The following is an 18,702-nucleotide window of genomic DNA, read 5'->3' as shown; positions in this document are numbered from 1 at the left end:
AAGGATTGAAAAAAATATAGTTTTTAATCAATAATAACCAACCATCCTTCTTTAGGAATTGAATTAAAGAAGTAAAATAGTAATCAGATTAATGATAAAATTAGTAAACCAATATCTTAGTTTAAACTTTTATTTAAATATAAAAGAAGAGTTTGAAGAATCATTTCTTTCCCATCCCAACTATCCAAGTGTATTTGCTATAACCGATTCTTTAGATATGTTGTCTATAGAGAATATAGCGATAAAAGTCCCAAAAGAACAACTAGGTGAATTACCTGATTCTTTTCTTGCCATTTTTAATGATGATTTAGTTCTGGTGACCAAAAATGGAAAGACTATTCAAATTGAGACTGAAAAGGGAGTAAAATCTATCTTGGCTATAGATGATTTTTGCAAAGGGTGGAATGGAATAATAGTAGCAGTAGAACCCAATCAAGCGATTACAACAGAAGGAAAAGCGAATGTTAGATGGATAGCATACAGCTTTCCTATTATAAGCTTAATCCTTTTGTCGATTTTTTACAATAGTTATAGTGTAAGTAATTCGATATTGCTTTTTACTTCTATAGTTGGTGTTCTGGTCAGTATTTTTATTATTCAAGAAAAGTTTGGATTAAAAAATGAAATAGTTTCAAAATTTTGCAATATCAATCCCAATACTTCCTGTGATTCGGTTATTCAATCTCAAAAAGGGGAGATTAATAAATGGGTGAGTTTTACAGATTTGCCATTGCTTTTTTTCAGCATTAATATAGTTGCTTTGCTTTTAAATCCTAGCTCTTCTGCCGTTATAATTGGTTGGCTAAGTGTATTGTCATTTCCAGTTATTGCATATTCTATTTCGATTCAAAAATTCCAAATCAAAAAGTGGTGTATGCTCTGTTTGGTAGTGTCTGCTATACTTGTTCTGCAAGGTTTGGTTGGTTACTTTTTAGAACAACCTTTACTTTCGAATGTGGTTTTTAATGATTTTAGTTACTTGTTTTCTATAGTTGTCTGCACTTCGTTATGGTTTATGATAAAACCGGTATTAGAGTCTAAGTTTAAAGCAGAAAATGAAGTAAAAGAATTGAAAAAGTTCAAAAGAAGTTACCCTGTTTTTGAATTTTTATCAAAAGAAGTTCCTGTAAAGGATGGGTTCGCTAGATTGCAAGGGTTACAGTTCGGGAATCCTAAATCGAGTATAGCACTTACGATTATCCTTAGTCCAAGTTGTGGTCATTGTCATAAAGCATTTGAAGAGGCCATTGACTTAGTTCATAAATATCCTGAGAAAGTATTTTTGAATGTTCTATTTAATATTAACCCAGAGAACAATGACAATCCTTACAAAGCAATAGTTGAAAACTTACTGGAAATCAATAATACGTTTCCTGAAAAAATGGAAGAAGCCATTTCGGATTGGCATATTCGTAAAATTGGATTGGATCCATGGTTAAAGAAATGGAAAGTAGGTGTTATCTCAATGAAAGTGAACCAACAAATTCAGCAGCAATACGATTGGTGTTTAAAAAATGAATTCAACTATACTCCGGTTAAGATTGTAAATGGAAAATTATATCCAAATGAATACAGTATCAGTGAATTAAAATATTTTATAAATGATTTTTCTGTGAAGAAAGATACCGTAGAAATAGAAAGTTTAGTACAACTTTAAAATATAAAAAATATTCTTGCAAGGATAGACGCAAACCTCAAGTGTCTCAAAATGATTGGGGTGTTATAAATTATAAAAAACTATAATCATGTTAAAAAACATTTTAAACTTAGAAGGTGCTCAAAAATTAACTAAAAATGAGCAAAAAAGTATTAATGGAGGACGTCCTTATTGTTCAAGTCCAGATATATGTGGTATTGCTGGAGGTGTTCTTTGTAACGACCCAAATTCTAACTCGTGTTATAAAGGATGTATTTGTTATTAACTAGCCTTTTCTAATAAAAAGTAATACATAAACTCCAAGTGTCTTAAAATGATTGGGGTATTAACCAAATAATAAAAACTATAATCATGTTAAAAAACATTTTAAAATTAGAAGGAGCTCAAAAATTGACTAAAATGGAGCAAAAAAGTATTAATGGAGGCTTAAAGGATTGTATCGACCCGATGACAAATACATGCAAGTACATCAGTTTAGCTTGTGCTAATCCATGCCGTCCAGAGTTACAATATTAAATTTCTAATATTTATTTGGTCACAGACATAAACCTCGAGTGTCTTTAAGCAATTGGGAGTATTAACTAAATATTAAAAAACCATAATCATGTTAAAAAACATTTTAAAATTAGAAGGTGCTCAACAATTAAGTAAAAATGAGCAGAAAAGCATTAATGGAGGAGCATATTGGCCGTCATATTGTAGTTGGCAAGTATGTGCTGATCCAAATTACCTTAATGACCCTTTTTTAAGAAAGTGTAAAGCTTATTGTGACGCTATTTAAATAAAAATTTAAAGACAGAAACCTCAAGTGTCTTAAAATGATTGGGGCATTAACAAATTATTAAAAACTATAAATCATGTTAAAAAACATTTTAAAATTAGAAGGAGCTCAAAAATTGACTAAAAAGGAGCAAAAAAGTATTTCGGGTGGGTATGTGCCAATGTGTTGTTTAACTTGGAATCCTAGAACTAGAGTTTGTTCTCTATGGGATGACGCTTGTTTAGGACAATAATATAATGTTATTGTAAAAACATTTTTTTAGGAGCTATTAAATTTTCTTTATTAGCTCCTTCTTGTTAAGGCATTCGATTAATAATTCGACTTATTTAAAGTTATTATATTAAACTCTAATATAATAACTACTTTTTTTAGACAAAACCCCAAGTGTCTCAAAATGATTGGGGTATTAACCAAACTTTTAAAAACTATAATCATGTTAAAAAACATTTTAAAATTAGAAGGAGCTCAAAAATTGACTAAAAATGAGCAAAAATCAATTAATGGAGGTATTACCGAGGCTTGTGCTAATGCATGGGCTACAATGTATTGTATTCCAAAAACAACTGCAACATGTCCAACAATAGATGATGAGTTTGCACTTGTTGCCTGTGGAAAATGTTGTTATTAATAACCTAAAATTGTAAAATGATGTTAAAAAATATTTTAGATTTAAAGGGCGCTCAAAAATTAACCCAAAAGGAGCAAAAATCAATTAATGGAGGATTTGGATGCATTAGAACCTTTTATTGGACAATGACAGCCGCTGAGTGTGCTGAAGAAGGTGGGATATATAATGCAAGCACTGGTAAATGCGCAGTAAAAGAAAACATTTGCGTATAATAAAGGTTGTTAAATTTTATAATTATATAAAGAGGAAATTTATTTCCTCTTTATTGTTTTTAATATTGAAAAAGAAAATATTTTGTACTAAATTGCTGTCGAAAAAATAAGTTTAAAATTGAAAAAATTCCCAAATTACAAACAAGCAGATTCTAAGGACTGCGGCCCCACCTGTTTAAAAATAATAGCGAAACATTACGGTAAAACTATAAACATTCAAGAGTTGCGTGATTTTAGCGAAACTACTCGAGAAGGAAGTAATTTATTATTTCTAAGTGATGCTGCTGAGAAAATAGGCTTTAGAACCTTAGGAGTAAAACTGAATTTAAAAAGCTTGGAAGAAGTGCCTTTGCCTTGTATTTTGCATTGGAATAAAGAACACTATGTAGTCCTATATAATGTTAAAAAAGGAAGATATTTTATCTCCGATCCCGGTTTTGGATTAATAGAGTATAATGAATCCGATTTTATAAAATTTTGGATAGGGAACAATGCCGATGATACGACTCAGGAGGGTATCGCTTTATTACTAGAAGCTACGCCAAAGTTCTTCCAGTCGGAATTTGACAAGGAAGAAAATAAGGGATTTGGATTCGGGTTGTTGTCCCAATATGTATTGCGATACAAATCCTTCTTAATGCAGTTAAGTGTTGGTTTATTAGCCAGTAGTTTGTTGCAGCTTATTTTTCCTTTCTTGACACAAAGTATTGTCGATGTTGGGATCCAGAATCAAAATATTCATTTTATTTATCTCATATTGTTTGCGCAATTGTTTCTTTTTGCGGGAAGAACAGGACTAGAGCTCATTCGGAGTTGGATACTTTTGCATCTTTCTACGAGGATAAACATTTCCTTAATTTCCGATTTCTTTATTAAATTAATGAATTTACCCATTTCATTTTTTGATGTTAGGATGACGGGAGATATTATGCAGCGCATAAACGATCATCATCGTATAGAAAAAATTCTGACTACTTCTTCCTTAAATGTATTGTTCTCTGTAATCAATATGTTTATTATGGGAGGGGTATTGGCCTATTATAACCTTCAAATTTTCTTTGTGTTTTTTGCAGGGAGTATTCTGTATTTTGGTTGGATTACTTTATTTCTTAAGAGAAGAAAAGAACTGGATTACAAACGATTCTCGGAAGTAAGTCAGGAGCAAAGTAAAGTGATGGAACTCATCAACGGGATGCAGGAAATTAAACTGCACAATGCCGAAAAACAAAAACGCTGGGGATGGGAGTATGTACAGGCGCGATTGTTTCGGGTTTCTATAAAAGGATTGGTGCTGGAACAAACACAAACCATTGGTTCATCGGTAATAAATGAGTTAAAGAACATTTTTATTATTTTCCTTTCGGCAAAATTAGTCATAGATGGATCCATTACTTTAGGGATGATGATGGCAATAAGCTCTATTGTAGGGAGTTTGAATGGTCCAATTACCCAACTGATTGAGTTTGTCCGCGAATTGCAAGATGCCAAAATTTCCTTGGCTCGCTTGTCTGAAATTCATGAAAAAGAAGATGAATCACAACAAGAAATGCATCAAACACATGATATCCCAAAAGACAGTGATATTGTTATAAAGAATTTGTGTTATCGTTATCTGGGTTCAGATATTCCTGTACTAGACAATTTGAATTTAACGATTCCTGCCCGAAAAGTTACCGCTATCGTGGGCGTTAGCGGAAGCGGGAAAACTACTTTAATGAAATTATTGCTTAAATTCTATGATCCAGACAAAGGAGAAATTAATTTAGGAAATACCCAACTCAAAAACATTGCACAAAAATCTTGGAGAGCCAATATTGGAGCTGTAATGCAAGAAGGCTTTATTTTTAATGATACAATCGCCAATAATATAGCGGTAGGAGTGGATTTAATTAATAAAGAACGGCTGGTGTATGCAGCTGATGTAGCCAATATCACGGAATATATTTTAGGATTACCATTAGGATACAATACTAAAATAGGTAGTGAAGGAGTAGGGATGAGTACCGGACAAAAGCAACGATTACTTATTGCCAGAGCGGTCTACAAAAATCCGGAAATGCTATTTTTTGACGAAGCCACCTCGGCCTTGGATGCCAATAATGAAAAAGTGATTATGGGTAAACTGGATCTTTTTTTTAAGAATAAAACGGTAGTGGTTATTGCGCATCGATTGAGTACGGTAATGAATGCCGATCAAATTGTGGTGCTTGACAAAGGAAAAATTATCGAGATGGGAAGTCATTCGGCATTGGTAGAACAAAAAGGGAATTATTTTGAATTGGTTAGAAATCAATTGCAATTAGGGAATTAAGAGAGAAGAAGGAAGTTGGAAGTTTTTGCTTCAGACTTCCAACTTTATCATAAAAAGAGTCATATATAAAATAAAACAATAAAAATGCCTGAATTACCAACTTCAAATTCCCAACTTCAAACTCCCGACTTCCAGCTTCGCAGTGAAGAAGTTCAAGATATTCTTACCCGCGTACCGCACTGGATGATTCGCTGGGGAACCGTTTTGATTTTTGGAATCATCATGATGCTTTTTTTCGTGTCTTGGTTTTTAAAATATCCAGATGTGGTAAGCACAGAAATTGTTATTACAACTACAATTCCACCAGAAAAAATAGTTGCTAAAACCACTGGAAGAATTGAAGCTATTTTAGTAAAAGATAAAGCAACAGTTTTAGAAAACACGACACTTGCCATAATTGAGAATAATGCAAATTATAAAGATGTATTTATTTTAAAGAACTGTATCGATCATTTTGATTTAAACGAAACTGCAAAATTCCCGTTTCATTTACTGGAAAAAGCACAATTAGGAGATATAGAAAGTGCGTATGCCATTTTTCAGAAAGAATATTCCGCCGAAGAACTCAATACGCAGCTGCAACCATTTCAAATGGAAAACAAAGCACAACATTCTGAGAATACTCAAATAAAAGAGCGTTTGCGATTACTGGAACAACAAAAAATAATAAATGAAAGCGAATTGCAACTCCAAAAAAACGATGTCAATCGTTTTGAAGTTTTGTATAATAAAGGAGTTGTTTCTACACAGGATTTCGAAAATAAAAAACTCGGGTATCTACAAGCTGATAAGAATTATAAAAGTTTATTATCCTCAATCTCTCAATTAAAATCATCTTTAATTGATAATACAAAATCAAGTCAAAACTCTCAAATAAATGGGACTAGAGAAACGGTCAATTTGGACCGAAGTGTGACGCAAGCTTTTTATCAATTAAAAAAAGCAATAAAAGATTGGGAGTTGACCTATACTTTGAAGTCTTCTGTTTCTGGTGTGGTTACTTTTTTGCAAGTTTGGACAAAGAACCAATCCATAGCTTCGGGAGACAATGTGTTTTCTATCATACCCACAATAAAAGAGGGATACGTTGGTAAAGTGAAAGCTCCTACATTGAATTCCGGAAAAATTAAGGTAGGACAAAAAGTTAATATTCGTTTGTTTAATTTTCCAGATAGAGAGTTTGGAGTATTGAGAGGAAAAGTAAATAACATTTCATTGGTGCCAGACAAAGAGGGTAATTTATTAATTGATGTGTCTTTGCCAAAGGGTTTAGAGTCTTCCTATAAAAAACAAATTCCTTTTCAGCAAGAAATGAAAGGCTCGGCAGATATTGTGACCGAAGATTTGAGATTGTTAGAGCGTATTCTCTACCAGTTTAGGGATGTTTTTAAGACAGAGTAGTATTTGGATTACCTCCTATACAAAAACAAAACTGACAATTAAAAGGTGTAAGAAAGTAAACAAGAAGTGTTGGATAGAGCGCTACAATTTTGTAATATTGGGGGATAAATTAATAGATGTAAATCAGCTGTTTTCCCCAAATCAGCCAAAATCAAAATTATGAAAAAACAAATAGCGCTTATTTTATTAGTATTAGCAGGATCAATCGGGTATTCACAAACACAAACACAAGCACAAACACAAACACTGGATTGCAGTAAATTCAAAAACATCAAAGCGTATAATCCAGACTACCCTAAAAGGACTTTTGAGGTAAAAGGTGCCACTCAAGAAAGTTACGACAATGGTGTACTTCAATTAGCCTGGAGTGTTAAGTGGATCAGCGACTGTGAATATGAAATCACTTGCGTTAAAAAGCTTGGAGAGTCTCAGATGGAAATTGGGGACAGAATTATCATGACAATTGTGAGTATTGACGACGACTGTTTCACTGTTAAAAGAACTTTTTATGGTAAAAATTTTCCGGAAGGAGATGTTGATCCAGGTAGCACATACTGTCTAGCAAAGTAGTTGATAGTTAAATGAAACCGCCAAGAAGAAATTTTCTTCCTTTAAAATAAAAAAGCTGCCGATAATTATCGGGATGACAACCAAATTTTAATACTTTTTCGGAAGAATTAGAACAGAATAAATTTAAGATTTTTTACAAACCAAATTAGTCGTTTTTACCTACGATTAATTTGGTTTTTTTATCTAAAAAATCTTATATATTTGAAAGGGCTTTCAAGTGATTATAATGTTTTGAGAATCACTTAAATCTCTCATATTATAAATTAATCAAACCTTTTCAAAGTGAAAAAGAACATCTTGCTTCTACTTATTCTATTGTTTCAATGTGCGTTTGCCCAAGAAAAATTATCCGAAATTCAAAAAACGGAGATAACTTTCAGAATTTCAGGAGGCATTATAGATTCAAAAACAGATTCTATAATTTCGAATGCTGATTTGTATTTAATGAATTGTAATAATAGTGTTGTTGCCAATAGTAAAGGGGAATTTCAATTTAACATTCCAAAAAGTAGTTTTAATGATAAGTTAATCATTTCAGTTTTGGGATATTATTCAGATACCATTTCGGTTTCTCAATTGGAAAAGACTAAAAATGAGTTTTTGTTTATAAAGCTAAATAAAGAAACTAATGCGGAAATAACATTGAATGGATTGGTGGTTTTATCGGCTAAAAGCAAAGCGAAATCAATTTCAGCGAAATCAATTTTAAAAAAGGCAAAGGAGAATATAGAAGATAATTATTTTCAGGAGCCTTTTAATCAGAAATTCTTTTTTAGGGCACAGACCAATAAAGACAGTCTTGTTACTGTTAATGAAGAAGCATCTATCCAAACCTATAGTCCCAATGGAATTAAAGTTTCAGATGATGCAGTTAATGATTATTATGGTGAAATATTGCAATTTGGAGGGGATCCGTATAAAATAGCTAAAGAGAATTGGAAAGGCATAGGTTATTTTGGTGTTGTCATTTTTAGAAATATCTTATTAAGTAATCGGAACGTGCTTTATGAGACTTCCTCATTTGATCTAAAAAAAGAAGGAACTTTGGAGTATAATGGTAAAAAAGTGTATGTCATTAGCTTTACAAATCTAGCGCCAGATGTTTTCTCTACGGGCTTTGGAGACCCATCTCCTAAATCGGTAACTGGATTTATTTATATAGACACTATTTCTTTTGCGGTGGTGAAATTTGAGCAATATGTTGTTTTAACACCATACAGGCCTAATGAAAGTGATGATATTCGAATTGAATCTACATTGAAAATTACACAAACCTATAAATTAGTGAATGGTAAGTATTTTATAAATTATTGCAATGAAAAGGTTGAGGATAATTATTATTCAAAAACTGACAGAAAATTAGTTAGTAAATCGAATACTAATTACGATTTGATGTCTGTAGATATAAATACTGACAATGTAGAAATAATCACTCGGCCCATCGATCGATTAAAACTAGACGTAAAGCTCAAAGAAGATCCAGAATATTGGAAAAACAATAATTTTATTTTGGAAGAGGGGAAAGTAGATTTTTAAAGATGTGAATTTACATCTTCAAGTAAAAATCCTTTGTGAATTCAATGTATTCAGGAGTATAGACGTGTCGAGCCGTTTCGATAATTAATTCATTTGTAAGTACAGTTGCAGTTTCATTTCGGCTAAAAGCCAATAAGCTACGCTTGATTTCGGTGGAGGGAGTTCCTTTGACTCTAGTGATTTTTATAGGATACAATTCATATTCATTAGCCAAAGCAATAAAGTTACCTTCTTCTTTATGAGGAATGATTACCGCTAAAATTCCGTTTTCTGAAAGCAATAAATCGGCAGCTTCGACCAAATCTTCAAAAGGCATGGCATCGGCGAAACGCGCGAGATCCCGTTGTTCATTTTCGGATTTGTAATCGTCGGTATAAAAGGGAGGGTTGGAAATAATTAAGTCGTATTCATCTTCAGGTTCTTCGACAAATTCGTCCAATCCGGCATGAAAGCAAAATAAGCGATCGCTCCAAGGAGAATTTTCAAAATTATCGACTGCTTGTTCGTAAGCGTCTTCGTCAATTTCCAGTGCGTCGATTTGTTGTGCATTACTTCTTTGCGAAAGCATTAAAGCAATAATACCAGTTCCTGTGCCAATATCCAAAATGCTAAAAGGATTGTTGTCTATTGGAGCCCAAGCGCCAAGCAAAACACCATCGGTTCCAATTTTCATGGCACAACGGTCTTGTTCAATGGAGAATTGTTTGAATTGAAACATTAGATTTTTGATTGAAGATTAACGATAGCTGATTTTTGATTTAAAAATGTAACAACTGGGAAGTAGTGTAGAAAAGTTGTCCTATTTGGTTAATCAAATAAACTTTTCTACAAATACATTTCTATTAAACCTTCAGGTAGATCCATGACAACTTTTTTGTTTTCACGATCTATTTTAACCAAGAAATGGTCAATCATTGGAATTAAAATTTCGGTGTCTCCTTTGAGTACTTCAAAAAGAGGTTGAGCAGTGGTGTCGTTGATAGATTGAATTTCTCCAACAAATCCAAGACGTTTGTCTTCTACTTCAAAGCCAATAACTTCGTGAAAGTAGAACTTGTTACCCGAAAGTTTAGGTAACATTTTTAATGGAAGATAAAGGTCGTTACCAATAATGGCGTCGGCTTCTTCTTCGGTATTTAAATCTTCAAAACGAATTCGAAGGAAGTCATTTTTATGCAACGAGCTATTTTCAATAAAAAAAGGAACCAAGTGTTTGTTGCATTCAACAAACACTGATTCCAAGTTTTCGTATAACTCAGGTTCGTCCGTGTCTAAATAAGCCAGAACTTCTCCTTTGAAACTAAATTTTTTGGCGATTTTACCCAAATAGAAACAATCTTCTTTACGCATCTTCGCCTTCTAAATTATGCTTCAGTTGTTTCGTTATTTTCTTCAGCAGCAGGAGCTTCTTCAGCTTCAGCAACAACTTCTTCTTCAACAGCAGGAGTTGCAGCAGCAATAGCATCCGCTTCTGCTTGTGCAGCAGCAGCTAAACGTTTTGCGTTTACGTCTTGTTCTGCTTTAAAAGCTTTAGCTCTAACATCAGCTTGTGCTTTTGTTAAACCTTCTTTTTTAGCATCAACTTTTCCAGCTTTAGCTTCTAACCAAGCCGCTAATTTTACATCAGCTTGTTCTTGAGTTAAAGCGCCTTTACGAATACCTCCATCAAGGTGGTGTTTCAATAAAGCACCTTTGTAAGAAAGAATTGCTTTAGCAGTATCGGTAGGTTGTGCACCATTGTGCAACCATTTTACTGCACTATCAAGGTTTAATTCGATAGTTGCTGGGTTAGTATTTGGATTGTAAGTACCGATTTTCTCTAAGTATTTACCATCTCTTTTTGAGCGAGCATCTGCTGCTACAACCCAGTAAAAAGGTTTTTGTTTTTTACCGTGTCTTTGTAATCTAATTTTTACTGACATAATCTTGTGATTAAATTTTGAGGTACTCGACCTCGATTAATTAAGGGTGCAAAGATACATCTTTTATCGAAACAAACTAATTTGATTATTACTTTAATGATTGATAGTACGTTAGGAGTGTTTCTATCTTTTGTTTTTGTTGAAAAGGCAACTAATTTATTTAAAATCAATTGAGTATGAGTACAGTTTTTTCGATTATAGCTTTTTTTGGTTTTGAAGGGAGATTTGGTAATATAATAAGATGGTAACGGATTTTAGTACTGTAAAAAAAAATAGTTGAAGGTCTTAACGGTATTATTCAGGCTGATTATGAAGTTGATAAAGGGATAAAAGATAGTTTGTCAACAATAAAATAGTGATTCGTTAAAAAGTTAAAAGGCTCTATATCATAAATTATTTCACAAATATGCTAATTTATAGTTGTTTAGAATAAAAATAGAGTACATTTGCTTCAATTATTATAAATAAGTACTTATGAATATTTTTGTTGGAAGCCTTCCATTCAGTATTGAGGAAGCAGATTTAAGAGAGTCTTTCGAGGCTTACGGAGCAGTTGATTCAGTTAAAATTATCACAGATAAATTTACAGGAAGAAGTAAAGGATTTGGTTTTGTTGAAATGACAAACGATGATGAAGCTCAAAAAGCAATTGACGAATTGAACGGAGCTACTGTTCAAGGACGTGCAATCGTTGTAAACAAATCTGAACCAAAACCAGAAGGTGAAAGAAGAAGTTTTAACAATAACAGCCGTGGTGGAGATTCCCGTGGTGGTTATGGTGGTGGAAACAGCCGTGGTGGAGACAACCGTGGAGGTGGAGACAGAGGAGGAAGATATTAATATTCTTTTCAATCATATATTAAAAAGGTGTCAATGTAAATTGACACCTTTTTTGTTGCATTCTATTTTGTAATCATTTATTATTATTGTAGAAACACAACGCAGTGTGACTCTACAAATTTTTTGATTTTACAAATTGGCAACCAACCAGTCTCCCACTTCGCTTGTAGAATAAGCTTTTACACCTTTAGCCACTAAATCTTCGGTTACAATTCCTTGTTCCAATGATTGGTTCACAACAGTTCTTATTGCTTCGGCTTCTTCTTTTAATCCAAAAGCATCTTCAAACATCATCGCTGCCGATAAAACAGTCGCCAATGGATTAGCAATATTCAATCCAGTTGCTTGTGGATATGAACCGTGGATTGGTTCATATAATGAAGTGTGTTCTCCTACTGAAGCCGATGGCATTAATCCCATTGATCCTGAAATAACAGAAGCTTCATCAGTCAAAATATCTCCAAATAAATTTTCGGTGATTAATACATCATAAGAGTTTGGCCATTGTACCAATCGCATCGCAACCGCATCAACAAATTCATAAGATACTTCAACCTCTGGATAGTCTTTTTCCATAGCTTGAACCGTTTCTCTCCACAAACGAGAAGTTTCTAAAACATTGGCTTTATCCACACAACATAATTTTTTAGAACGTGTCATGGCTAGTTCAAATCCTTTTTTAGCCAAACGTTGCACTTCGACTCTAGTGTACACACAATTATCAAAGGCAGTTTCTCCATCGTCTCTTCTTCCTTTTTCTCCAAAATAGATTCCTCCAGTTAATTCTCTTAAGAAAACCAAATCCGTTCCTTCGATGCGTTCTCTTTTTAACGGAGAATTGTCAATTAAAGAAGGGAAAGTAAAGGTTGGACGTACATTGGCAAACAAACCTAATTTTTTGCGCATTAACAATAACCCTTGTTCTGGACGAACTGGTGCACTTGGATCGTTATCGTATTTTGGGTGTCCGATAGCTCCAAAAAGAACAGCATCGGCAGCCATACAAATCTCGTGTGTTTCGTCTGGGTAAGGAACACCAACTGCATCAATGGCACAAGCACCTGTAAGTGCAGGTGTCCATGTGATTTCGTGGTTGAATTTTTTGGCAATGGCATCCGAAACTTTAACTGCTTCGTTAATTACTTCTGGTCCGATTCCGTCTCCGGCTAAAAGGGCAATATTGAATTTCATTGTTCTTAATTTTTAATTATATTTTTAATTGAATTTTAATTTTTTTACTTCTACTGGAAATGTTGTGAACATTCATTATTTTTTTAAAACCATTAAGGTATTAAGTTTTAATAAGAAAAGCTACAAACCTTAATTTTCTTAATATCTTAATGGTTCAAGATATTTTAAAATTGTATTTTAAAATTTAAATAATTACCACATTCAGCATTTTTTGTGTGGCAATAATAGCGGCAACCGTTTGATCGGAGTCAAGTCCTCTGGTTTTAAATTCTTTTCCGTTATGGATCCAAGTGATAATGGTTTCGCATAAAGCATCCGAGCTACTGCCTGGAGGAATACGAACTGCATAATCGACTAATTTAGGCAAAATCATTTTTTTGGTTTTGTAAATTTTGGAAAGCGCATTCATAAAAGCATCAAATTGACCGTCACCTTGTGCATTTTCTTCTATAATTTCACCATCAATTTTTAAACAAAGCGTGGTCGAAGGACGTAATCCTTTGGCATGAACCAATATGTACGATTCGACTACAATTTTTTCTTCATAAGATTGACTGTCCAATACATCCGAAATGATGTATGGTAAATCTTCTTTGGTAACGGTTTCTTTTTTGTCTCCCAATTCGATGATTCGTTGGGTAACCAATTTTAAATCTTCAGGGTTTAGTTTTAATCCTAATTCTTGAAGATTTTTTTCGATATTGGCTTTGCCCGATGTTTTCCCTAAAGCATATTTTCGTTTTCTTCCAAAACGTTCCGGAAGTAAATCATTAAAATATAAATTGTTTTTGTTGTCACCATCAGCATGAATTCCTGCGGTTTGTGTAAAAACATTATCGCCTACAATGGGTTTGTTGGCAGGGATTCTGTAGCCCGTAAAAGTTTCAACGAGTTTGCTTACCGAGTATAAAGAGGATTCTTTGATGTTGATTTTTACCTCGGGCATAAAATCATTAATAACGGCAACGGTACTTTCAAGCGGGGCATTTCCGGCGCGTTCTCCCATTCCATTTACCGTAACGTGCAAACCGCTGATACCTGCTTTTACAGCTTCCATCACATTGGCAATACTTAGATCATAGTCATTATGGGCGTGAAAATCAAAATGAATATTGGGATATTTTGCTGTTATTTTAGATATAAATTCAAAAGTATCCGATGGAATAAGGACGCCTAAAGTATCGGGTAATAATATTCTTTTAACGGGCTGTGTTACCAAAAAGTCCAAATATTGAAAAACATACTCAGGAGAATTGCGCATACCGTTACTCCAATCTTCGAGATAAACATTGGTGGCAATTCCATTTTCATTGGCCAAAGCAATAGATTGAGCGATTTCGGCAAAATGCTGTTCCGGTGTTTTTTTTAATTGATGGGTCAAATGATTTAAAGAGCCTTTAGTCAATAAATTTTGCACCTTGGCTCCCGCTTTTTTCATCCATTCGATAGAAATTCCGCCATCGACAAAAGCCAAGACTTCAATTCGATCGGTATATCCTTTTTCGGTAGCCCAGGACATAATTCCGCTTACGCCTTGAAATTCACCTTCGCTTACACGAGCAGAGGCAACTTCGATACGGTCAATATTTAATTCCTCCAGCAATAATTGCGCAATGGTTAATTTTTCTGCAGCAGAAAAAGACACTCCCGAGGTTTGTTCACCGTCGCGAAGTGTAGTATCCATTATTTCAATTTTTCTTTTTTCCATATTGCTGTTCTATAAATCCTTTTTTTAAGGAGTATTGTATGTTTTATTATTTTACTTCAATTTGAAATAAACTCAATGTTATTCCTTCATAATGTTTGGGTAAACCGTCATAATCGGGGGTGATAATTCCAAGGAAATTAAAACCGCATTTTTGATAATATTCAATTAAGGATTCATTATCTCCCCAAGTATCCATTCTCAAAAAATCCAAACTATTTTCTTTTGCAAAGGGCAATCCCCAATCGATTATTTTTTCTACAAAATGCTGCCCTCTAAATTTAGGATGCGTTACTATTCGATGAAAATAAACCGCTTTGTCACTGTTTTTCTCTTTCCAAATGCTTTTGTCCTCGAATGTTATAGCAAAGACACAGGCAATTTCATCGTCAATTGTAATTTTCCATTGGCGATTTTCTGAGATTTCTTTTTCTACCAATGCTCTGTCAAATCCTTGCCATTGTTTGTTGAACTTGGTTTTTTGATAGGCTATCGCCATATCATAAAATTCAAAAATGCTGTCTATATCTCCAATCGTGCTGGGTTTGAAGTCCATTTTTATAAATTTTATATTTTTCCTCGCACTTCATTTAGTTTCATGGTCATAGAAATTGCTTTTGTTTCTATCCAATGGTTGTATTCTTCTATGGCTTTCAATCGCAATTCATTTTCTAAATAGCCTTCTTCCACCATTTGAAGAGAACCTGCCACTTTCGACCAAATGCCTATTTTCGATTTGTAATCTATTCGCTCTTCATTATAAAACTCATCCGAATTGATTTTCTCTATCGAATGAAAACCGGCTTCTTCCAATAAATTAGGTAAATCTTCCCCAATTTTATTATTCATTCCGGCGTCCTGTCTCCATTTTAGGAAAGTATTATAAAACTCCTGCATACTTTCCGGCGGCGACGGATTCCAATCTAGATTCGTATGGTCATAATCCAAAATGGAGATTTGACCGTTTGGTTTCAAAAGTGATTTCATTTTTAATAAAGCCTCTTTTTGATTACTCAACCATTGTAATACTCTAGCAGAAATAATTAAATCAAATTTTTCTTCTGGATTGAAATCAAATAAATCAACGTGAATTAATTCTAAATTCTTAATGTTTTGATGAGATTCACTTCCGCTTAAAATGAAACTTTCGGTATTGTCAATTCCTGTAACTTTTCCGTTTTTACCAACTATGGTTGCAATGTCTTTTGAAATAGAACCTGTCCCACAACCCACATCCAGAACTTTCATACCTGGTTTTAAAATTGATGTTAGATTTCTGTAATCATTTTGCAGACTTCTGTCATCAAATATTTTAGTGGCTTCTTGTCCGTCCCTTTGTATGTGTTTGTTTGATTTCATTTATGATTTAAAATTATCTTTTATTCTCCAAAACCATTTCATAATGCTCCACAACAGGGAATGGATTATAATAATGATGCAACAATTTTTTCCATTCTAAATATGCTTCAGATTCTCTAAATCCAACGGTGTGATTTTCCAATTTTTTCCAATCAACGAGCAATATGTATTTGTTTTCCTGCTCTAAACATTTTCTCAAACTATGGCTTACATAACCTGGAATCGATTCTATAAACTGACTGGCAATTGCGAAGTCTCTTTCAAAATGAGCCTCTTTTTCTTTTATTACCTGCAGAATAGCCACTTCTAAAATCATATCTGTTTTTATTTATAAACCCGACAGATTTAAAAAAATGTGTCGGGTCTCTTAACTAAAACTAATTGTATTTATTTTTAGTAAGGCAGTTTGTCTGCAAATCCCGTGATTTCCTCTTTAATGTTTTGCAAGTAGTCAATATCATCAAATCCGTTAATCATATTGTCTTTTTTGTATCCAGAAATATCAAACGATTCTTTTTGACCTGTAGCTTTTAAAGTAATCGTTTGCTCAGGTAAATTGATTTCCAATTCTGTTTTAGGATCAGCTTCGATAGCTTTGAAAATAACATCAGCAAATTCTGGACTTACTTGTACAGGTAGAACACCAATGTTCAAACAATTCCCTTTGAAAATGTCTGCAAAGAAACTCGAAACAACTGCACGGAATCCGTAATCGTAAACAGCCCAAGCTGCATGTTCTCTTGAAGAACCCGAACCAAAGTTTTTTCCGCCTACTAATATTTTTCCGCTGTATGTTGCGTCGTTCAAAACGAAATCTGCTTTTGGAGTATCATCTCCGTTGTATCTCCAGTCTCTAAAAAGGTTGTCACCAAAAGCTTCACGTTTTGTAGCTTTCAAGAAACGAGCTGGAATGATTTGATCGGTATCCACGTTTTCTATTGGTAGTGGCACTGCACTACTCGTAAGGATGGTAAATTTATCGTATGCCATTGTGATTTCTGATTTTTGATTAACGATTTCTGATTTTAGATTTTCTGTGTAGAAAAGTAAATCTGAAACGCTAATGTTTTTTATAATCTATAAATTGTATAATGTAAACTGAATGTTGAAAAAGCATATCTGAGATCTTTTGATTTGACGAAATCTGAATTCAAAAATCGTTAATCTTCAATCTCAATTTTTTTTACATCAAATCTCTAGGATCCGTCAATTTTCCTGTAACAGCAGCGGCAGCAGCCATAATTGGACTAGCCAATAACGTTCTTGAACCAGGACCTTGACGACCTTCAAAGTTTCTGTTTGATGTACTTACAGCATATTTTCCTGCAGGAACTTTATCATCGTTCATTGCCAAACAAGCCGAACATCCTGGCTGGCGTAATACAAAACCAGCTTCTGTAAGAATATCTAGGAGGCCTTCTTCTTTGATTTGAGCCTCTACAACATGAGAACCTGGAACTAACCAAGCGGTAACGTTGTCTGCTTTTTTTCTTCCTTTAACAATTTCTGTAAAAGCTCTAAAATCTTCAATACGACCATTGGTACAACTTCCCAAGAAAACAAAATCAATTGGTTTCCCAATCATTACGTCATTTTCATGAAAGCCCATATAGGCCAAAGATTTTTTATAGGTTTCCTCACCACCTTCCACTTGGTTGGCAGAGGGGATATTTTTTGAGATACCAATTCCCATTCCTGGATTAGTTCCATAAGTAATCATTGGTTCAATATCCGCTGCATCGATGTTCAATTCAGCATCAAAAACAGCATCAGTATCTGTTTTTAAAGTTTTCCAATATTCAACCGCTTTTGTCCAAGCTTCTCCTTTTGGAGCATACAAACGGCCTTCCAAGAAATCGAATGTTTTTTGGTCTGGAGCAATCATACCACCACGAGCTCCCATTTCGATACTCAAGTTGCAAACCGTCATACGGCCTTCCATAGACATTTCTTCAAAAACATTTCCTGCGTATTCCGCAAAATATCCAGTTCCACCAGAAGTAGTCAATTGTGCAATAATATATAGTGCTACATCTTTTGGTCCAACACCTTTGCTCAAAGTTCCGTTTACGTTGATACGCATTTTCTTTGGTTTTGGCTGCATAATACATTGAGTAGCCATAACCATTTCCACTTCAGAAGTTCCGATACCAAAAGCAATAGCTCCAAAAGCACCGTGAGTAGAAGTGTGAGAATCACCACAAACGATAGTCGCACCAGGCAAAGTAATTCCGTTTTCAGGACCTACAACGTGAACAATACCATTTTTTTGATGTCCCAATCCCCAGTGTGAAATACCATATTCAGCTGCATTATCTTCAAGTGCTTTCAATTGATTGGCAGATAAAGCATCAGCAACCGGTAAGTGTTGATTTATAGTAGGTGTATTGTGATCGGCAGTTGCAAAAGTACGCTCAGGGTATAAAACCTTAATGCCTCTTTCTTTTAAACCTAAAAAAGCAACAGGACTAGTTACTTCGTGAATAAAATGACGGTCAATAAAAAACACATCTGGTCCATCTGCTATTTTACGCACCACGTGCGAATCCCATACTTTGTCGAATAATGTAGTACTCATTTTAACTATTT

The 18,702-nt window shown here is 33.9% G+C and carries 21 protein-coding genes; 11 read left to right on the top strand and 10 right to left on the bottom strand.

The features are described 5' to 3' along the window. Positions 1-91: 91 nt before the first annotated feature. From DB891_RS00365 to DB891_RS00330, 10 genes are all read left to right on the top strand, one after another. Entirely contained in the window at positions 92-1,657 is a 1,566-nt protein-coding gene (locus DB891_RS00365) for a vitamin K epoxide reductase family protein (protein ID WP_116759469.1), read from the top strand. Between the two features lie 88 nt (positions 1,658-1,745). Continuing rightward, on the top strand, positions 1,746-1,922 hold the full coding sequence (locus DB891_RS17525) for a hypothetical protein (protein ID WP_189337072.1): 177 nt from the start codon (positions 1,746-1,748) through the stop codon (positions 1,920-1,922). Between the two features lie 339 nt (positions 1,923-2,261). Next, on the top strand, positions 2,262-2,438 hold the full coding sequence (locus DB891_RS17520) for a hypothetical protein (RefSeq protein ID WP_189337071.1): 177 nt from the start codon (positions 2,262-2,264) through the stop codon (positions 2,436-2,438). A 76-nt stretch (positions 2,439-2,514) separates the two neighbouring features. Then, entirely contained in the window at positions 2,515-2,670 is a 156-nt protein-coding gene (locus tag DB891_RS17515) for a hypothetical protein (protein ID WP_189337070.1), read from the top strand. A 201-nt stretch (positions 2,671-2,871) separates the two neighbouring features. Next, positions 2,872-3,066 carry a hypothetical protein gene (locus DB891_RS00360; protein WP_124019476.1) on the top strand — a complete coding sequence of 65 codons (195 nt, stop codon included), beginning with the start codon at positions 2,872-2,874 and terminating at the stop codon, positions 3,064-3,066. Between the two features lie 20 nt (positions 3,067-3,086). Continuing rightward, positions 3,087-3,278 (top strand): hypothetical protein, encoded by a 192-nt coding sequence (locus DB891_RS00355; protein WP_124019475.1) that lies wholly within the window; start codon positions 3,087-3,089, stop codon positions 3,276-3,278. 118 nt (positions 3,279-3,396) lie between these two features. Next, positions 3,397-5,589, top strand: a complete 2,193-nt coding sequence (locus DB891_RS00350) for a peptidase domain-containing ABC transporter (protein WP_116759463.1) — start codon at positions 3,397-3,399, stop codon at positions 5,587-5,589. 84 nt (positions 5,590-5,673) lie between these two features. Continuing rightward, positions 5,674-6,990, top strand: a complete 1,317-nt coding sequence (locus DB891_RS00345) for an HlyD family secretion protein (protein ID WP_116759461.1) — start codon at positions 5,674-5,676, stop codon at positions 6,988-6,990. 159 nt (positions 6,991-7,149) lie between these two features. Next, entirely contained in the window at positions 7,150-7,560 is a 411-nt protein-coding gene (locus DB891_RS00335; RefSeq protein ID WP_116759457.1) for a hypothetical protein, read from the top strand. A gap of 282 nt (positions 7,561-7,842) precedes the next feature. After that, positions 7,843-9,096: a carboxypeptidase-like regulatory domain-containing protein gene (locus tag DB891_RS00330; RefSeq protein ID WP_116759455.1), complete on the top strand. Its 1,254-nt coding sequence runs from the start codon at positions 7,843-7,845 to the stop codon at positions 9,094-9,096. Positions 9,097-9,106: 10 nt separating this feature from the next. Here the strand turns inward: DB891_RS00330 and DB891_RS00325 are convergent, their stop codons facing one another. From DB891_RS00325 to DB891_RS00315, 3 genes are all read right to left on the bottom strand, one after another. Continuing rightward, the gene (locus tag DB891_RS00325) at positions 9,107-9,814 is read right to left on the bottom strand and encodes a tRNA1(Val) (adenine(37)-N6)-methyltransferase (protein ID WP_116759453.1); all 708 of its coding nucleotides are present in this window, start codon (positions 9,812-9,814) and stop codon (positions 9,107-9,109) included. A 107-nt stretch (positions 9,815-9,921) separates the two neighbouring features. Beyond that, positions 9,922-10,446: a ribosome maturation factor RimM gene (gene rimM / locus DB891_RS00320; RefSeq protein ID WP_116759451.1), complete on the bottom strand. Its 525-nt coding sequence runs from the start codon at positions 10,444-10,446 to the stop codon at positions 9,922-9,924. Positions 10,447-10,460: 14 nt separating this feature from the next. Next, entirely contained in the window at positions 10,461-11,018 is a 558-nt protein-coding gene (locus tag DB891_RS00315; protein ID WP_116759449.1) for a 30S ribosomal protein S16, read from the bottom strand. A gap of 474 nt (positions 11,019-11,492) precedes the next feature. Here DB891_RS00315 and DB891_RS00310 point away from each other — a divergent pair, with 474 nt between their 5' ends. Beyond that, positions 11,493-11,858: an RNA recognition motif domain-containing protein gene (locus DB891_RS00310; RefSeq protein ID WP_116759447.1), complete on the top strand. Its 366-nt coding sequence runs from the start codon at positions 11,493-11,495 to the stop codon at positions 11,856-11,858. A gap of 129 nt (positions 11,859-11,987) precedes the next feature. Here the strand turns inward: DB891_RS00310 and leuB are convergent, their stop codons facing one another. The 7 genes from leuB to leuC all read right to left on the bottom strand — a co-directional run bounded on the left by leuB (position 11,988) and on the right by leuC (position 18,691). Beyond that, entirely contained in the window at positions 11,988-13,049 is a 1,062-nt protein-coding gene (gene leuB / locus DB891_RS00305) for a 3-isopropylmalate dehydrogenase (protein ID WP_116759445.1), read from the bottom strand. A 184-nt stretch (positions 13,050-13,233) separates the two neighbouring features. Beyond that, entirely contained in the window at positions 13,234-14,757 is a 1,524-nt protein-coding gene (locus DB891_RS00300; RefSeq protein ID WP_116759443.1) for an alpha-isopropylmalate synthase regulatory domain-containing protein, read from the bottom strand. 46 nt (positions 14,758-14,803) lie between these two features. Then, complete coding sequence (locus DB891_RS00295) at positions 14,804-15,310, bottom strand: GNAT family N-acetyltransferase (protein WP_116759441.1); 507 nt, start codon at positions 15,308-15,310, stop codon at positions 14,804-14,806. An 11-nt stretch (positions 15,311-15,321) separates the two neighbouring features. Beyond that, positions 15,322-16,113: a methyltransferase domain-containing protein gene (locus tag DB891_RS00290; protein WP_116759439.1), complete on the bottom strand. Its 792-nt coding sequence runs from the start codon at positions 16,111-16,113 to the stop codon at positions 15,322-15,324. A 13-nt stretch (positions 16,114-16,126) separates the two neighbouring features. Further along, entirely contained in the window at positions 16,127-16,429 is a 303-nt protein-coding gene (locus tag DB891_RS00285) for an antibiotic biosynthesis monooxygenase family protein (RefSeq protein ID WP_116759437.1), read from the bottom strand. 77 nt (positions 16,430-16,506) lie between these two features. Further along, positions 16,507-17,103, bottom strand: coding sequence for a 3-isopropylmalate dehydratase small subunit (gene leuD, locus DB891_RS00280; RefSeq protein ID WP_116759435.1), 597 nt, complete (start codon positions 17,101-17,103; stop codon positions 16,507-16,509). A 193-nt stretch (positions 17,104-17,296) separates the two neighbouring features. Continuing rightward, entirely contained in the window at positions 17,297-18,691 is a 1,395-nt protein-coding gene (leuC, locus tag DB891_RS00275; protein ID WP_116759433.1) for a 3-isopropylmalate dehydratase large subunit, read from the bottom strand. Positions 18,692-18,702 lie beyond the last annotated feature (11 nt).

This window comes from Flavobacterium laiguense (genome assembly GCF_003097655.1).
Classification (GTDB): Bacteria; Bacteroidota; Bacteroidia; order Flavobacteriales; family Flavobacteriaceae; genus Flavobacterium; species Flavobacterium laiguense.
Note: the sequence above shows the minus strand (reverse complement) of the source record. Positions and strands in the feature narration are given on the sequence as shown.

Coding starts and splice junctions, on each gene's coding strand:
- DB891_RS00365 (WP_116759469.1), top strand. CDS start 92: ATGATAAAATTAGTAAACCAATATCTTAGTTTAAACTTTTATTTAAAT.
- DB891_RS17525 (WP_189337072.1), top strand. CDS start 1,746: ATGTTAAAAAACATTTTAAACTTAGAAGGTGCTCAAAAATTAACTAAA.
- DB891_RS17520 (WP_189337071.1), top strand. CDS start 2,262: ATGTTAAAAAACATTTTAAAATTAGAAGGTGCTCAACAATTAAGTAAA.
- DB891_RS17515 (WP_189337070.1), top strand. CDS start 2,515: ATGTTAAAAAACATTTTAAAATTAGAAGGAGCTCAAAAATTGACTAAA.
- DB891_RS00360 (WP_124019476.1), top strand. CDS start 2,872: ATGTTAAAAAACATTTTAAAATTAGAAGGAGCTCAAAAATTGACTAAA.
- DB891_RS00355 (WP_124019475.1), top strand. CDS start 3,087: ATGTTAAAAAATATTTTAGATTTAAAGGGCGCTCAAAAATTAACCCAA.
- DB891_RS00345 (WP_116759461.1), top strand. CDS start 5,674: ATGCCTGAATTACCAACTTCAAATTCCCAACTTCAAACTCCCGACTTC.
- DB891_RS00335 (WP_116759457.1), top strand. CDS start 7,150: ATGAAAAAACAAATAGCGCTTATTTTATTAGTATTAGCAGGATCAATC.
- DB891_RS00325 (WP_116759453.1), bottom strand. CDS start 9,814: ATGTTTCAATTCAAACAATTCTCCATTGAACAAGACCGTTGTGCCATG.
- rimM (WP_116759451.1), bottom strand. CDS start 10,446: ATGCGTAAAGAAGATTGTTTCTATTTGGGTAAAATCGCCAAAAAATTT.
- DB891_RS00315 (WP_116759449.1), bottom strand. CDS start 11,018: ATGTCAGTAAAAATTAGATTACAAAGACACGGTAAAAAACAAAAACCT.
- DB891_RS00310 (WP_116759447.1), top strand. CDS start 11,493: ATGAATATTTTTGTTGGAAGCCTTCCATTCAGTATTGAGGAAGCAGAT.
- leuB (WP_116759445.1), bottom strand. CDS start 13,049: ATGAAATTCAATATTGCCCTTTTAGCCGGAGACGGAATCGGACCAGAA.
- DB891_RS00300 (WP_116759443.1), bottom strand. CDS start 14,757: ATGGAAAAAAGAAAAATTGAAATAATGGATACTACACTTCGCGACGGT.
- DB891_RS00295 (WP_116759441.1), bottom strand. CDS start 15,310: ATGGACTTCAAACCCAGCACGATTGGAGATATAGACAGCATTTTTGAA.
- DB891_RS00290 (WP_116759439.1), bottom strand. CDS start 16,113: ATGAAATCAAACAAACACATACAAAGGGACGGACAAGAAGCCACTAAA.
- DB891_RS00285 (WP_116759437.1), bottom strand. CDS start 16,429: ATGATTTTAGAAGTGGCTATTCTGCAGGTAATAAAAGAAAAAGAGGCT.
- leuD (WP_116759435.1), bottom strand. CDS start 17,103: ATGGCATACGATAAATTTACCATCCTTACGAGTAGTGCAGTGCCACTA.
- leuC (WP_116759433.1), bottom strand. CDS start 18,691: ATGAGTACTACATTATTCGACAAAGTATGGGATTCGCACGTGGTGCGT.